This is a genomic window from Streptococcus parasanguinis (assembly GCF_016648925.1).
Lineage (GTDB): Bacteria > Bacillota > Bacilli > Lactobacillales > Streptococcaceae > Streptococcus.
Map to the genome: position 1 here is coordinate 1 of NZ_JACLQX010000019.1, position 14,207 is coordinate 14,207.

Consider the following 14,207-nt stretch of genomic DNA (forward strand, 5'->3'; position numbering starts at 1 on the left):
ATTTTATGTTTCGTTTAGGATGATATATTAGTCTCTATTCGATAGAAATTTTAGCTTTTTTAAAAAATTTTTTTAAAATACTATATTTTATAGAGAATTTTTTATAAAATTTGACGTATACTTTTATAAAATGTATAATATTTATATGTAAACCCTTCCAAGTCAATTTGACTTTTAGCCACCATTCCAAGAGTGTCTATTCATGACACTCTAATATTTTATTTAGAGAAATTTGGAGATTATTATGGATTTTAGAGAAATATTGGTTCAACCAGAGCATTCAAAACTAAGCGGCTTCAATACTCAACTTGAAGGTTTTGAAAAACTTTTTAGAGATAAGGACTTGTTAGACATCCGAGAAGATTTAACCAAAATTAATAAAGATGAAGTCATCGCTCTTTGTTCAGAAATAAAAGGATATAAATCTGGCTTTCTGGATACATTATCTTTAATTGCTTCAGAGTCTAATATAGAGAATTATAGGGATGTCTTTGAAGAGTTATGGACTGAGTATGAATTTGATAATCGTATCGATGACTTACTTGATCGTTACCCGTATACAAACGTTGAAGAACGAATTGATTATAAATTGTTAGAAGAGTACGGAACAACCTCACGCGAAGAGGTAGCCAGAATGATTATCGAGGATTTAGATACTTCATCAGATGGAGAGGCTAAAAAACTATTCCTTCAAGAGTTTCTCTCTATGCAAAAGAGAGAAAATGATAACTAATAATCTTTAATATCTTCATTACCATTTTTTCAGTGTATTAAGAGGAAAAGTTAATAACATGGCATTATTTTTGTGTTCAAATTTTTCAAAATCAGGTAAACTAATTAAGGAAAAGGTCGAAGGAAAAAATATACTATACTCTTCTCTAATTTTTTAATTAAATTATTCTGTAAGAAATATAAACTATTTGGTACAAATTGATAAGTCCAAAATAGATAAATCATCTAAAAAGCACTAAAATACACCTATTCGGTAAAATAGGTGTATTTTCTTATCTATAACCAAATTCTTTAAGAGCTTTCTTATATGCACTGCTACCTTTTAAGTAGTAGTCATGTTTCATTCCACTAATATCAACAGAAAAGACTCCATCGTTAAACGAATATTCTTCTGTCCTGTTTGCAATATCTTGTCCAGTTAACTCAATGGTTTTCTTCTGTTTATCAATACTAAAGTTATCAGCTTCTCCATGCTCAATTGAACCTTTGTTACCTTTTATAGTAAATGCTAATTCATTTCTTTCGTCCGATATCCAATAATATTCACCATCCAACGATTGTTGATTGCTTTTAGAACATGCAATTAATAGAACTGCCATTATTGACAGTAGCAAAACACTTATAATTTTTTTCATATCCTTCGCCTCCTTTTGTAATATTATTTTACCAAAATAATATTACAAAATTGTGTCAATGTCTGTTATAATAGAAATTTTAATAAATGTCTGATATAACGGACATTTATTGTAAAATAAATTGTTAAAAATGATGCTGAGATAGCCATTCTGAGCTATTTTCAGATTAGAGGACGGACAAATCCCACCACTAAAATTCCCTACAACCCCAACAGTTGAGGCTTTTTTTGCTTATCATACAATAACACGACTCATGAATCATGACCGTGTTATGTTTTACTTAAACTAATTATCTAATCCTCTTAGTTAATTTAAATCAGGCTTTTACTATCTATATTGGAATTCCCACAAGATCTCCAACAACTTTTAGATTTCATAATTATTTTGTTTTTGTTAAGAATTAACGGATTAGTCTTGTAGGTATATTTATAATTTTCTGTCATCGCTAAACGAATTAGACCAGGTACTATTGCTATGATATCAGCAACCTATACAATCAAATACGATAATAATATAGTTTATTTTATTTGACTTTAATGCATAATAATGTTATAATAAAAGTAGATTAAATAGATAGATTAATTAGGTTAGAAAGGAGAAGAGCTATCAAATCCTGAATGAAAAACGTGGATAATAAAATAAATTAGAAAGGAATAGCTATCATGAAAAAAACATTCAAATATACAAACGCCCTATTAACTGTTCTGACTCTTTGTGTAACAATACTTTCAAGCGCAACATCTGTTTCTGCAAACACTAAGAAACCCTCAACACCTGAAGAAATATCAATAACCGATTTCCCTGATATTCACTTAAGTGATCTCACTCCTGAACAAAAGCGAAAATTGAATTTAATGTTCACTATCGGAGAAGAACTCGCTTTAACAGATCAAGGAGAATTATATTTCAAACACAATGCTGAATTTATCAAAAATAAGTATAATTTAAGCAATGATGACTTCACCTTCTTAACTGAATCAATTGCTAATTACAATACAACTATTACAACGCCAGTTATGATGCCGAGAGCCAGTTTTAGCGGAGGATATATTCATCTATCATACTATGAAGTGCTCGATATCGTTAATTTAGCTGCTAGTTATGGCCCAGGTGTCATTGCTGGAGCAATGTCTGTAATATTGTCATTTTACCCCGGAATAGGCACTGTTATCGGAGGTTTCGTTGGATGGTTCGGGGCAGCAACTATATTACAAGCAATGAGTGATGCAGCATTTCAAAAGAAGGGAATAAAAATAGGCATTGGTGGAATATCTGCAGAATAGAGGTATAACATGAAGAATCTCAAAGAATTTATTATTATTTTTTTAATATTTTGCTTATTCTCAGTAATCAATCATTATTCTCCAATGCTTTATAATTTGATACAAACAACCATATTTATTCCCATATTAGTATTTATAGTTTACAAAATCATCATGTGGTTGATACGATATATCCGTATTAAAATAAGCACCACAAAAAGATAAGTTAAGTTAGATGTAATCAGACAAAAAAGATGATTATAATGTATCAGATTGAAGAAAAAAGTCTATTTTGGATAATTTTCTTCAATCTTTTTTACTACTAGGAAAATTAAAAGCTCTAAAACTATTGTTACATCATTATTCACATGAATTTTCACTATATGGTAAGTCACTTCTAAAAGAGCTTTTTTTGCTGACCATAATTTATAATAATGAAAGTAATTAACATAAAAGAGACCCTTAGGCCTCTTTTTCTCCTTCAAACACTCTGTCACTGTCCAATATAATGTAATACATCTATAAATTGTTGATTTTATCGAATGCAAAATCGCTTAAAATCAATATTTTGACGGATAACAAGACTTTAAGAATCTTAAATTAAGTCCTGTATAAATTTCGTTATCACTTCTTTTACCAATAGCAATGACTTCAATAATTTCAATTGCATTGACAGTTTCATGAAAAACAATTCTCAGGCCCAATTTTTTGTGTTTTAACTTCCTGTAACCTGCTAAATTACCGTGAAGAGCCTCTCCGGCAAGCATCCCTTGATTTTCTAACTTGATAAGTGACTTTTTAACATGAAGACGTTGACTATTATCTAATTTATAAAAATCATCTTGCGCTTCAGGAATCAATTCAACTTTATAACTCAATCCCAACCGTCCTCTACATTTTCCAAACCTTCACGCCAATTTGAACCAAGAAATTCATCGACAGTTAAATTTTTTCGTGCTTCAAGTTCAAATGGAATTTTACGATCACGTCTGATTTTATTGAAATATAAATTAATTGCTGTAGTATAGTCAAGCCCAATCTCCTTCAAGACCTCACCAACTTCCTGTTTTAATTCAGAGTCAATACTTAGATTCAATCTTGCTTTTGTAGTTGTAATTGCCATTTAAATCACCTCATCTTTTTGTGTATATTATACACAAAAAAACAGATTTTTTCAAACTATTTTTTCTCATTGAGAATTTTTTTGTATAAATTATAAAAAATTAATGTTGAAATAATTATTTTTGAACATTTTAAAATGAAATGATTAAGATATTTCATCAGAAACACCAACAGCCCCAACCGTTGGGGCTGTTTTTTTGCTTATTGTTCCACTTTCTGAAAAAGATATGTTTTTCGGAAACATATAATTATAAACTTTATAAACTTATATGTTCATAAAATTGAAGTTTATTTGTACCAAGTTGTATTTCAAATCACTTTTATTCGAAGAAAGATTTTAATAACCCCCCTCAATTTCAAGCGTCTATTGCTATTTTCTTCTACACTAAAATGAAGGATTTCATGCAGGGGGCATCTAAATCAACAGGAAAAAGCCTTGAAATAAAAGCTTTTTTGTTTGTCTATAGCATATCTCTTTTTTGTATATATTAACAATTAATAATTAATAATTGAGAAACTAATCCGATTCCTTCATACTCTACCAAATATCATCCCCCTATTATCCCCCCACTTATGGTATGATGATAGAGTATGTTTAGGTGCCGAGCTACTCGAGCACCTCCCTGCTAAAAGGAGAACGAATATGAAAATCGCATGGAATGAAATTAAATACCAACCCAAGAAGTTTATCCTGATTGAACTCCTCATTACCATTCTCATGTTTATGGTGGTGTTTTTGTCCGGTCTGACAAATGGACTGGGCCGGTCGGTATCGGCACAAATCGATAACTATGGAGCCCTGCACTATATCCTTTCGACGGATTCAGAAGGGATTATCCCTTTTTCAACCATTACGGCGAAAGATTTAAATGAGGTCAAAAAGATAGAGGGGATGGACTATTCTGGCTTGTCCATCCAGCGGGCAACCGTCTCAAAATCAGAGGATTCCAACACTTTGGACATCACCTACTTCGCGACCGACCACAACGAAGAAGAAATCCTCAATCCAATCATGGAAGATACAGACCTCAAAATCTCCGACTTACAGAAAAACGAGATCATTCTGGACCATTCTTTCAAAGAGGATGAGGGAATCCAAATCGGCGATCAAGTGATCGACAAAACTTCTAAGCAAAAACTCAAGGTCGTGGCTTTCGCAAAAAATGCCAAATACGGCTATAGTGAGATTGGTTTTATCAGCTCGGATACCTACACAGGTATGCGGCAAAAAACAGATCCAAGCTATCAATGGCAAGTCCAAACCCTTGTGACCAAGAAAAGCATTACTTCTAGCGATCTAGCCAGCAACTTAATGGTGGCGGATAAGAAGCAAGTCATCGATAAAATCCCTGGCTATAAGGCTCAAAACCTGACGCTACGGATGATCACGTGGGTTCTCTTGCTTGCTTCTTCTGCTATCCTTGGGGTCTTCTTCTATATCCTCACCCTGCAAAAGTTAAAACAGTTTGGTGTCCTAAAGGCCATTGGCATGTCCATGAGCCATATTACCTATGTCCAACTATCCCAGCTCACCATCATCTCCCTCATCGGAGTGCTGCTGGGGCTTGGTTTGGCAACTATGATGGCGCCATTCTTACCAAATAGCGTCCCTTCCTTTATGACCCTGAAAGACAACCTCACCATCTCGGTTAGCTTTATCCTGACCTCTATTTTGTGTGGTGCCTTGTCCCTTGTCAAAATCAAAAAAGTAGATCCAATCGAAGTCATTGGTGGAAATGGAGAATAAGATGGCCATTATCGAATTAGAAAATATCAGAAAATCCTACGCCGATGGCAGCCAAATGCACCATGTCCTCAACCAGCTAGAGTTAAGCGTCGAACCCAACGAATTTGTCGCCATCTTGGGCCCTTCAGGATCTGGTAAATCCACTCTCTTAGCTATCGCTGGTTTACTCTTATCAGCAGACGAAGGGCGGATTTCTATCGCTGGTCAAGATTTGACTGACCTCAACCAAGACCAGTGGACGCAAAAACGCCTGGAATTGCTCGGCTTTATCTTTCAAGATCACCAGCTCCTTACCTATATGAAAATCGGTGACCAGTTAGAACTGGTGGCCAAATTAAAAGGGGAGAAGGACAAGAAAAAACGCCAAGAGGAAGTCAAAGCCTTGCTGGCAGATCTTGGCATCGAAGCCTGTTACCACCAATATCCGAATCAGATGTCTGGTGGACAAAAGCAACGGGCAGCCATTGCTCGAGCCTTCATCGGAAATCCACAGGTCATCTTAGCCGATGAACCAACGGCTAGCCTAGACCCAGATCGAGGGCAAGAAATCGCCCAGTTGATCCAGAAAGAAGTCAAATCCAAAAACAAGAGCGCCGTCATGGTGACCCATGACCGCTCCATCCTGACCTATGTGGATACCATTTATGAATTAAAACATGGCCAATTGCTTAAGGTAGAAAAGGTTGATTAAATACAAGAGAGTGGGACAGAAATCGGTAATTCGTTAGAATTCGATTTCGTCGTCCCGCCTCCGCACAGTTGAGTAGGGCTGTAAAAGCTGATGAAATCAGCGTAGTAGAGCCCACTCAACCACTGCGTCTTGCTAAACAATCCAAAAATAATTGAGAGGCTAGGACTTTTGTCCCAGCCTCTTTTTATTCTTGAGGATCTTTAGGCAGTTCCATACGGAAGCGTAAGCCCATAGCCGTTTTGTCAAATTGGTAGGCCAGTTCTTCATGGTCTAGCAAGTGTTGGACCACGAAGAGTCCCAAGCCGCCTTCCTTCTTCTGACGGCTAGCGGTCATTGGCATTTCAGCGGTCTCTACCATTTCCTGACTGGTATTTTCAACCGCCAAGTGCGTCCCTTCTTCTTCGAGACGGAGCTGGATCTCTCCACCAGCATCCGAATGCTTAACGGCATTACTGATGACATTTGAGAGGACCAATTTCAAAATCGCTGGGTCCATATAGACTTGTTTGGCTGGGATCTGATTGTCAATCGTGAGTGCGCGGGATTGAGCCAAGACCTTGTACTGGTCGAGAATCTGCTCTACGACCTGGTCCAGCTGGATCCACTCCTTGTCTCCGGCCAATTCTTGGACAGAGGACAAGGAAAGGATTTCTAAGACGATCTGGTTCATCTCATCGACGATATCGAGGGAGACCGACAGATAGCGGTCCCGATCCTTGTAGCGGCCGATCTTATCCCGCATATTTTCTAGGATAATCTTCAAGCTGGCAAGAGGCGTCTTGAGCTCATGCGAAGCCCCACGTAGGAATTCCACCTTCATCTGCTCCAACTTCAGATTTTCCTGTTTCTGTTGCTCTAGATTGTCGATCACCTCTAAAAGATGGTGATAAAGGTCGTTGATCTGTTGCTTAAGGACACCGATCTCATCCTGCGAATGAATGGGAAGACTGGCTGTCCGATCCAGCCGTTTCATCCGCTTGGTCATCTGCTTGATCTCAAGGATCGGAGCAGAAATCATGCGGGCATAGAGATAGGAGGCAATTAACGACAGAACAAAGGATGCAAGGAGACTATAGGGAAGAAAGCCCAGACTGATGTCCCGCGCTTCCTTTTGCGAATCGACGGTCGCTAAGAATTGCAGGGTTAAGTCTTTCCCCTCTTTGGTCTGAATCTTTCGCTCTTCAATGACCAGGGAATTGTTCTGGCTATCAGGGTTCACGAGCAGGTCATCCTTGACCTCTAGGGCATTTTGTTTTTCCTTGCCCTTAATCGAGACCTTGATATCATTGGTCTTGGAATAAAGGTCGATGACCGACTCAATGGTCCCTTCTTCCTGACCCTGGAAACTCATAGCCAGGGCTTGCGATTTCTTCAAAATTGTCTGGCGCTGGGACTCGATATAGGTCGATGGAAAAATAAAGTAAACCGAAGCATGTAGAAGGATGACTAAGCTACTAAAAAGGGCAAAGGTGATCAGAAAGATTTTTGCAAAGATACTCCGTTTGGTCATGGTCTCTCCAATTTATAGCCGACATTGCGTACCGTAACGATACAGTCCAGCTCTAGTTTTTTTCGTAGTTCCTTGATATAGACATCGATCACCCGGTCAAAAGGAATCTCCTCCGTCTCCTTCCAGACGGCATCGAGGATCTGAGAGCGGGTCCGGGCCTTGCCCTCATGCTGGAGCAAGTATTCCAATATTTCCAACTCCTTGGCATTCATGGAAATGGCTTGGCCTGCTAGGCTGGCTGTGTAGCTCTCAAAATCCACCCGTGCCTCTCCATAGGTGAAGACCCGGGAAGGTTGAAGCTTTTTAAAAATAGCTTCGATACGGACCTTCAAGAGGGACAAGGAGAAGGGTTTTTCCAGATAGCCATCTGCCAACTCTCCAAAGGCCGTCAACTTATAGTCCTCATCATGGAAGGCCGTTAGCATCAGGACAGGGACTGAGCTGGTCTTGCGGATGGCCTTGAGGACTTCCAAGCCATTGAGGATGGGAAGTTGGATGTCCAGCAAGACTAGATCCGGCGCTTCTATGTGAAAGAGGTCCAGGGCCTCCTGCCCATCACCTGCTTCAAAGACCTCATAGCCACATTCCATGAGATAGTCGCTCATCCCTTCGCGAATCAGGACTTCATCTTCTACGATTAGTATCTTCATACACTTTCCTTTTTATCTAAGAAACTTCTACCTCCTATTATACCCTATTTCTATTTTAGGAAACAATCTCTTATTCGACATCCACCAAAAGTTCCTTTGGTTTCTTATGCAAGAGCCATTGTGAAGAAAGGATGGATACGAGAATCAAGAGGAGCCCACCGACCAAAACAATCACCAGCAATTGGCTCGGTTGGATGTCCATATGGATATCTGTCAGGGTCTTACTGAAGCTTTCTGCTTCAGCTCCTCCACCAAGGTTAGCGGCAGAGGATTCTTGAGCCATTTGTTTGGCAATGCCACTGGTTACGTTTTTGAGCACCGTATCTCCTACTGCTTTGGCAAGAAGACCTGCTACTCCATAGGAGAGGAGGAAGGCTGGAATGGAAATCATGACCAATTCTGCCACAAATTGCCCTGCAATCTGTACCTTAGAAAGCCCTATAGCCAGTAAGATACCCACTTCTCTGCGACGGGCATTGAGCCACAAGACAAGGAGAAGGGTAAGAAGCAAGCTAGCAAAGATGAGGCTGCCGATAAACAAGTAGTTCGCCACTTGGAACATGCTGCTGATGGATTTTTGCAAGGCTGGGTAGTTGGAAGAGCTCTTAACCAAGTCAAAGTAATTCCATGGAATATCCAAGGCTTTGATTTTTTCGATCAAGGCATCCAGGTCCTGATCCCCTTTCGCAAAGAAGGTCGCATCTTCATAGGTAGCTGTTTGGACAGTATTGCCATAGAGCTTGGCAGCTGTATCCAAGTCAGAAATGAGGGTATCTTCATACAACTCTTGTGCGTAAGTTAGAGGAGCTTGGTTTTTTCCTGAGAACAAGCCTTTAATGGTCACTTCGACGGTTTCATTGGCCCCTTTTTCATTGTCAGCATCATAGAGGTTGGACTTGAGGCGCACCTTATCGCCTACCTTGAGGCCATTCTTTTTCGCCAAATCTTCGTGCATGAGGATTTGGTTTTTGTCCTTATCCGTCAGATGCTCCCCTTGGACCAGTTTGTAGGCTCCAGAGACAAACTTATCTTCTTTTGAAGAGTCATTGACCCCTGTCACCATCAAGGTATTCTTGAAGTGCTTAGCCCGCTCTGGAGATTGATTTTGCAGGGTTTCTTCGGTCTCAATGATCTCGTGGTCTAGGATATCTGCGATGGCATTGATCCGCTTGATGGAGGAAGTGATCCCCTCTACCTGGCTGATTTTTTCGATATCTTCTCCTCTGAGATTCCCAGCTCCCCGAGGGGTTCCCGGATTGGTCCTGCGGTTGATCTGCATGGAGAAGCTATTGGTGATGGATCCCAAGCTTTCCGATGAAGCTTTTTGGGTTGCACCCTTCATCGAGAGTCCGATCAAGCTCAAGGTCCCCATGAGGAGAATGATGGCAAAGAGCAAGAGAGACTTGGGCCATTTACGTGTGATATAAGCAAAAGCATTTCGCAACATAGCATTCCCTCCTTACTTGCTCTTCTCAACGAGGCTACGGCGACTCAATTCCAAGACCACATCGGAGGCCTCTGCCACTTCCTTACTGTGGGTGACGACGATGACACATTTTTGGCGTTCCTTGGCCAACTTCTTCAAAATGGCAATGATGTCACCCGCTGTCTGTTCATCTAAGTTTCCTGTCGGCTCATCTGCCAAGATGACTGGTGCTTCTGAAACGAGCGCACGCGCAATAGCCACCCGTTGCTGTTGCCCTCCAGACAATTGAAGAACATTGCGTTTGATTTGCGTTTCATCCAATCCCAATTCCAAGAGAATGTCTTTTCCAGCTTGTTTGTTGACCAGGCGGACATTTTCAAGTGGCGTCAAATAATCAATCAAATTGTAATTCTGAAAGACCAGGGAGACATGGTGCTTGCGGTGGTAGCTAGACCCTTTGGTCTGGATGTCCTCCCCATCAAAGAGAACCTGCCCCTTCTTGGGATTGTCCAGACCAGCCAAGAGGGAGAGGAGGGTCGATTTCCCTGCTCCAGACTGACCGATAATGCTGTAAAAGGTCCCATTTTCGAACTGATAGTTCACGTCTGAGAAGATCTCTTCTTGGTAGCTTTGGTAGCTATAGGATACATGTTTGAGTTCTAACATAGGTGTCATTTCTCCTTAACTCATTTTTGTTAATATTTCTTTTGGGCTCTTGCGCCAGATCATGCTGGTCGTTACACCGAGCGACAGAAGGATCAAGCACAAGAGACTAGCATAGGCGATTCCTAAGGAAAGGCCTTGAGGGATTTGGTTGAGCAAGTCTAGGGTCTGCTGTTGGCCTGTCTGTCTGACAAACTGCTCTAAGAAACGATGGCTGACCATCCGTCCGATGAGAAAGGCTGGGATCACCGCTAGTAAGGATACCAGCACCACCTCCAAGAGGAACTGTCTAAAGATCCGGCCCTTGCTCTTCCCAATAGATAAGAGCACCCCGATTTCATGGATCCGCTCCCGTGTCCAGAGACTGAGTAAGAGCGATAGGGCACCTGCTCCAGTCACTAGGAGGACGATCATCATGATCCGTACCAGGCCTTCTAAGGTCTGAGAGGATTCCTTCATCTGGTCAAAGGCCTTGCGATCTTCGACCACGCGCAGAGATTGCCAATCCAGATCCAAGCTTTTGACTTGCTTCAAGAGAGCATCGATTTTCTCAGGATCTTTGACCCCAAAGGTGACCTGGGTCACTTCTTGCTGACTGAGACCTAGGAGCTTGGTCGCATCCTCATAAGGGAGGTAGACTTGATTCTCACTCAGATCAGAGGTCATTCCTGTGAATTTTTCCTGTTTCTTACCCGAAAAGATCCCAACGATTTCAAAGGTTTGCTCTTTGGCAGGAGTCTCTCCCATCTGAAAGCTGGATAAGGTCAAGGAATCTCCGACCTTTAGCTTGTTCTTCTTAGCCAACTCTTGGTGGATCAAGATCTGGCCGCGAGCCTTGTCGGATAAGTGTTTGCCTTGCACCAGTTGGAAACTGCTACTCCGGAAATCCAGGTGATGGTCTGTCTTCTGAGTAAAGACAGCACCTAGCGCTTGCTTGGCTTCCTGACCCAGATCATCCCGCTCTACCGACTGCTGTCCAGTCACCGCTTCTTTACCAAGAATACGAACGGGACTTTCATATTGAGGAACCATGGATCCTACCCCAGCTAGTCGCTGCACCTTTTCAGCCTCCCTCAGCGCAAAGGGAGTATTCCCCTGTTTACTGGTCAGGGCAAAACTGGTCCCAGCCGACTGCTTGATATGGTCCTCCAACCTTTCTCCCACTTGCATCAGTGAAAAACAGAAATACAAGCAAGAGAGAATTAAGAGGAGAATCAAAAAGAGAACTAGATTCCTCGTTCTTTTTCGAGAAATATAGGCGATTGCCTGTTGTAAGAGCATGATCTCACCCTCCATTTCAAGGTCCACGACAATACAATGTGGACGCTTTCATCATTTTTTATAGTTATTATAGAAAAGAAATGTGAAATGTTTATGAAATAGAAAAAGTTTCCTAAATTTTCTAGGAAACTATATTCGATTTAAATAATATTAGGAAAATATGCGTCCCACTTCCTTGACTTCATTTTTCAAAGATTTCTCCTTCTTGGATATTTGAAAAGATCTGATCGGTCAGTCGGACATTCAAGAAGCTCCAAAGAGCGAAACCTCCAAAGGTAAAGAGATAAATAGCTGTCAGTAACCGTTCAGGACTACTGAGACTGATATAAATCACTGCCAGATTGAAGAAGATAAGAAAGATGGTTTGAATAGGATTTAAGAGAGCAATGAGGAAACTATTCAGACAGACCTTTCTTGTAGGGTCTTCAAAGAGGCCAATATAAGGGAAGATCAAGGTCATCCCTCCACATAGAAGGACGATAAAGGGAAGCAAGATCCAAATCCCATACTCACTTAAAAAGGCCGTATTTGAAAAAAGACAGTAATCCAGATAAAGAAGGGCAGATAGTCCTAGGCAGGTCAGCCAAATCACCGTCGCTTGCTTGAAATTAGCTCGAAAGAGACGGAAAAAATGAAAGACGAGATCCGTATCTTCCCCTTTCAACAAGCGGTGCCACATGGTTGCTAAAGCCGTAAGCGATGCACCGATCGTGAGAATCGGAAGGCAGCAAACGATAAACAAGGTATTCAAGATAATGATGTCTGTCAACCGGGTCAAAGTCTTGACCAAGCGTCCATCCAATGAAAATAATTTTTGCATCTTCTTCTCCTTGTTCTTCATCTCAATTTCTGCTACTTCCTCTAGGGAAGCACTCAGGGGCTCTACGCCCCTGAGTTACTTACTTGAATCCATTTAGACCCCTGTTACTTCACTTCTTTTTGGTAACGATCATAGGCATCCTGTTGAATCTTCATAAAGTCATCAATTCCCATCTTCTTCAAGGTTGCTTTGTAATCGTCCCAATCCTTTTCGACGCCCCCTTCGACTACCCATTTAGAAGCTTGTTGGGTAACATAGGAGTTGATATCGACATAAATAGAGGACAATTTGTTTAATTCTTCTTGAGAGTAGATGACATTTGGATATGCTGGCAAAGCGTATTGTTTCAATTCTTTGTCCATCTTCAATTTGAGCCCATCACCCTGTGTTTGGTCGATGTCGACATGACTATTGATATCATCTGACACATATTTTGGTCCAAAGTCACGAAGGGAATTAATCCAAGCCCATTCATCGGCAGATTTACCATCTTTTGGAGCCAAGACCTTGTACTTGTCACCATCTTTTTCAGTCGCAATGCCAAAGGATCCATAGAAGTTTTGGATGCTGGCATCATCCGTGTAGAATTTATCCAACCATTTGAGCAATTTTGCAGGGTCCTTGCACTTATTTGTGATCAGGATTTCATTGCGTCCATAGTTCAAATGATCTGGGTCAGAAATGACATATTGTTTGCCATCTGGGCCTTTCAATGCTGGGAGAGGAGCATATTCGCTGGCATGTTGGCCAAAGGTTGCATCTGCTGTCCAACCACTTGACACACCGACACGCGCTACACCCTTATCCATCCGTTTGGCAACAGACATGGAGGTATCTTCTGTAAAGAGTTCAGGGTCGATCAAGCCTTTCTTGTAGGCTTCATGCATCGCCGCTATCCCTTGTTTATAACTTTCTTCCGTCCGGAGGTAGACCGGTTTGCCATCTTTGACGGACATTTCATAGGTATTATCTCCACCCAGACGGTTGTTGAATGGCAAGATATAAGAGAAGGTCGGATCAAAGTTACCAGAGCCAAATGGAATTTCATCATTGACATCGCCATTACCATTGGCATCCTTGTCCTTGAAGGCTTGTAAAACAGTCACCAATTCATCATAGGTTTCCGGCATCTTCAAGCCAAGGTTGTCCAACCATTTCTTATTAATAAAGAGTTGGTTACCGACGATTGGCCGCATTGGCAATTTCTTAGGCAGACTGTAAATATGACCATCAGGGTTGGTCACCATGGCTTTTAATTTCGGTTCTTTTTCAAAGGCCTTGTTCAAGTTTGGCATATTATCCTTGATCAAGTCTTCCAATGGAATGAACATGTTTTGGTTCTGAGCAATTTCAGAATCCGTGAAGGCATTGGATCCCAAGAAAGCGTCTGGTAAATCTCCACTGGCAACAAGAACAGATTTCTTATCAGACCAGTCTGCAGCCACCATGGTATCCCATTTGATCTTGATACCCGATTCCTTGGCTGAATCATCTAGAAAACCTTTGTGATAGTCTTCCCCCCAATCCGACCAACGGACGGTCGTGATCTTGAAGGTATTTCCATCATTCTTGTCAGTGCTTGATTTATTTGTGGAAGCTCCACAAGCCGTCAAGCCAGCTAAAGCAGCTGCTCCAAGGAGCAAATAGGCAAATTTCCTGTTTTTCATG

At 40.9% G+C, this 14,207-nt stretch carries 14 protein-coding genes; 4 read left to right on the plus strand and 10 right to left on the minus strand.

Features of this window, described 5'->3' with window-relative positions; genetic code table 11:
- Positions 1–244 precede the first annotated feature (244 nt).
- A complete protein-coding gene (locus H7T97_RS07420; RefSeq protein ID WP_207185569.1) occupies positions 245–733 on the plus strand; it encodes a hypothetical protein in 489 nt (162 codons plus the stop codon).
- Between the two features lie 271 nt (positions 734–1,004).
- Here the strand turns inward: H7T97_RS07420 and H7T97_RS07425 are convergent, their stop codons facing one another.
- Entirely contained in the window at positions 1,005–1,367 is a 363-nt protein-coding gene (locus H7T97_RS07425; protein WP_049472622.1) for a hypothetical protein, read from the minus strand.
- 662 nt (positions 1,368–2,029) lie between these two features.
- Here H7T97_RS07425 and H7T97_RS07430 point away from each other — a divergent pair.
- Positions 2,030–2,650 carry a hypothetical protein gene (locus tag H7T97_RS07430; protein ID WP_229041726.1) on the plus strand — a complete coding sequence of 207 codons (621 nt, stop codon included), beginning with the start codon at positions 2,030–2,032 and terminating at the stop codon, positions 2,648–2,650.
- A 539-nt stretch (positions 2,651–3,189) separates the two neighbouring features.
- Here H7T97_RS07430 and H7T97_RS07435 read toward each other — a convergent pair.
- Both H7T97_RS07435 and H7T97_RS07440 read right to left on the minus strand, forming a co-directional pair.
- On the minus strand, positions 3,190–3,507 hold the full coding sequence (locus tag H7T97_RS07435) for a type II toxin-antitoxin system RelE family toxin (protein WP_201089934.1): 318 nt from the start codon (positions 3,505–3,507) through the stop codon (positions 3,190–3,192).
- On the minus strand, positions 3,504–3,752 hold the full coding sequence (locus H7T97_RS07440) for a type II toxin-antitoxin system RelB/DinJ family antitoxin (RefSeq protein WP_003007840.1): 249 nt from the start codon (positions 3,750–3,752) through the stop codon (positions 3,504–3,506). The genes H7T97_RS07435 and H7T97_RS07440 overlap by 4 nt, the downstream gene beginning before the upstream one ends.
- A gap of 642 nt (positions 3,753–4,394) precedes the next feature.
- Here H7T97_RS07440 and H7T97_RS07445 point away from each other — a divergent pair.
- Both H7T97_RS07445 and H7T97_RS07450 read left to right on the plus strand, forming a co-directional pair.
- Complete coding sequence (locus tag H7T97_RS07445; RefSeq protein WP_201089936.1) at positions 4,395–5,498, plus strand: ABC transporter permease; 1,104 nt, start codon at positions 4,395–4,397, stop codon at positions 5,496–5,498.
- Position 5,499: 1 nt separating this feature from the next.
- Positions 5,500–6,189: an ABC transporter ATP-binding protein gene (locus H7T97_RS07450; protein WP_201089938.1), complete on the plus strand. Its 690-nt coding sequence runs from the start codon at positions 5,500–5,502 to the stop codon at positions 6,187–6,189.
- A gap of 184 nt (positions 6,190–6,373) precedes the next feature.
- Here H7T97_RS07450 and H7T97_RS07455 read toward each other — a convergent pair whose 3' ends face one another.
- From H7T97_RS07455 to H7T97_RS07485, 7 genes are all read right to left on the minus strand, one after another.
- Positions 6,374–7,699 (minus strand): sensor histidine kinase, encoded by a 1,326-nt coding sequence (locus tag H7T97_RS07455; RefSeq protein WP_201089940.1) that lies wholly within the window; start codon positions 7,697–7,699, stop codon positions 6,374–6,376.
- Positions 7,696–8,349, minus strand: a complete 654-nt coding sequence (locus H7T97_RS07460) for a response regulator transcription factor (protein WP_195187747.1) — start codon at positions 8,347–8,349, stop codon at positions 7,696–7,698. The genes H7T97_RS07455 and H7T97_RS07460 overlap by 4 nt, the downstream gene beginning before the upstream one ends.
- 70 nt (positions 8,350–8,419) lie before the next feature.
- Entirely contained in the window at positions 8,420–9,796 is a 1,377-nt protein-coding gene (locus H7T97_RS07465; protein ID WP_201089942.1) for an ABC transporter permease, read from the minus strand.
- A gap of 12 nt (positions 9,797–9,808) precedes the next feature.
- Positions 9,809–10,450 carry an ABC transporter ATP-binding protein gene (locus H7T97_RS07470; RefSeq protein ID WP_201089943.1) on the minus strand — a complete coding sequence of 214 codons (642 nt, stop codon included), beginning with the start codon at positions 10,448–10,450 and terminating at the stop codon, positions 9,809–9,811.
- 6 nt (positions 10,451–10,456) lie between these two features.
- Entirely contained in the window at positions 10,457–11,719 is a 1,263-nt protein-coding gene (locus H7T97_RS07475) for an ABC transporter permease (RefSeq protein ID WP_201089945.1), read from the minus strand.
- Between the two features lie 181 nt (positions 11,720–11,900).
- Positions 11,901–12,539, minus strand: coding sequence for a YesL family protein (locus H7T97_RS07480; RefSeq protein WP_195529360.1), 639 nt, complete (start codon positions 12,537–12,539; stop codon positions 11,901–11,903).
- A gap of 104 nt (positions 12,540–12,643) precedes the next feature.
- Positions 12,644–14,206 carry a type 2 periplasmic-binding domain-containing protein gene (locus tag H7T97_RS07485; RefSeq protein ID WP_024055800.1) on the minus strand — a complete coding sequence of 521 codons (1,563 nt, stop codon included), beginning with the start codon at positions 14,204–14,206 and terminating at the stop codon, positions 12,644–12,646.
- Between the last annotated feature and the right edge of the window lies 1 nt (position 14,207).

Excerpts from the sequence above, each read along its gene's own strand:
- H7T97_RS07420 (WP_207185569.1), top strand. The coding sequence starts at position 245 with ATGGATTTTAGAGAAATATTGGTTCAACCAGAGCATTCAAAACTAAGC.
- H7T97_RS07425 (WP_049472622.1), bottom strand. The coding sequence starts at position 1,367 with ATGAAAAAAATTATAAGTGTTTTGCTACTGTCAATAATGGCAGTTCTA.
- H7T97_RS07430 (WP_229041726.1), top strand. The coding sequence starts at position 2,030 with ATGAAAAAAACATTCAAATATACAAACGCCCTATTAACTGTTCTGACT.
- H7T97_RS07440 (WP_003007840.1), bottom strand. The coding sequence starts at position 3,752 with ATGGCAATTACAACTACAAAAGCAAGATTGAATCTAAGTATTGACTCT.
- H7T97_RS07445 (WP_201089936.1), top strand. The coding sequence starts at position 4,395 with ATGAAAATCGCATGGAATGAAATTAAATACCAACCCAAGAAGTTTATC.
- H7T97_RS07450 (WP_201089938.1), top strand. The coding sequence starts at position 5,500 with ATGGCCATTATCGAATTAGAAAATATCAGAAAATCCTACGCCGATGGC.
- H7T97_RS07455 (WP_201089940.1), bottom strand. The coding sequence starts at position 7,699 with ATGACCAAACGGAGTATCTTTGCAAAAATCTTTCTGATCACCTTTGCC.
- H7T97_RS07460 (WP_195187747.1), bottom strand. The coding sequence starts at position 8,349 with ATGAAGATACTAATCGTAGAAGATGAAGTCCTGATTCGCGAAGGGATG.
- H7T97_RS07465 (WP_201089942.1), bottom strand. The coding sequence starts at position 9,796 with ATGTTGCGAAATGCTTTTGCTTATATCACACGTAAATGGCCCAAGTCT.
- H7T97_RS07470 (WP_201089943.1), bottom strand. The coding sequence starts at position 10,450 with ATGACACCTATGTTAGAACTCAAACATGTATCCTATAGCTACCAAAGC.
- H7T97_RS07475 (WP_201089945.1), bottom strand. The coding sequence starts at position 11,719 with ATGCTCTTACAACAGGCAATCGCCTATATTTCTCGAAAAAGAACGAGG.
- H7T97_RS07480 (WP_195529360.1), bottom strand. The coding sequence starts at position 12,539 with ATGCAAAAATTATTTTCATTGGATGGACGCTTGGTCAAGACTTTGACC.
- H7T97_RS07485 (WP_024055800.1), bottom strand. The coding sequence starts at position 14,206 with ATGAAAAACAGGAAATTTGCCTATTTGCTCCTTGGAGCAGCTGCTTTA.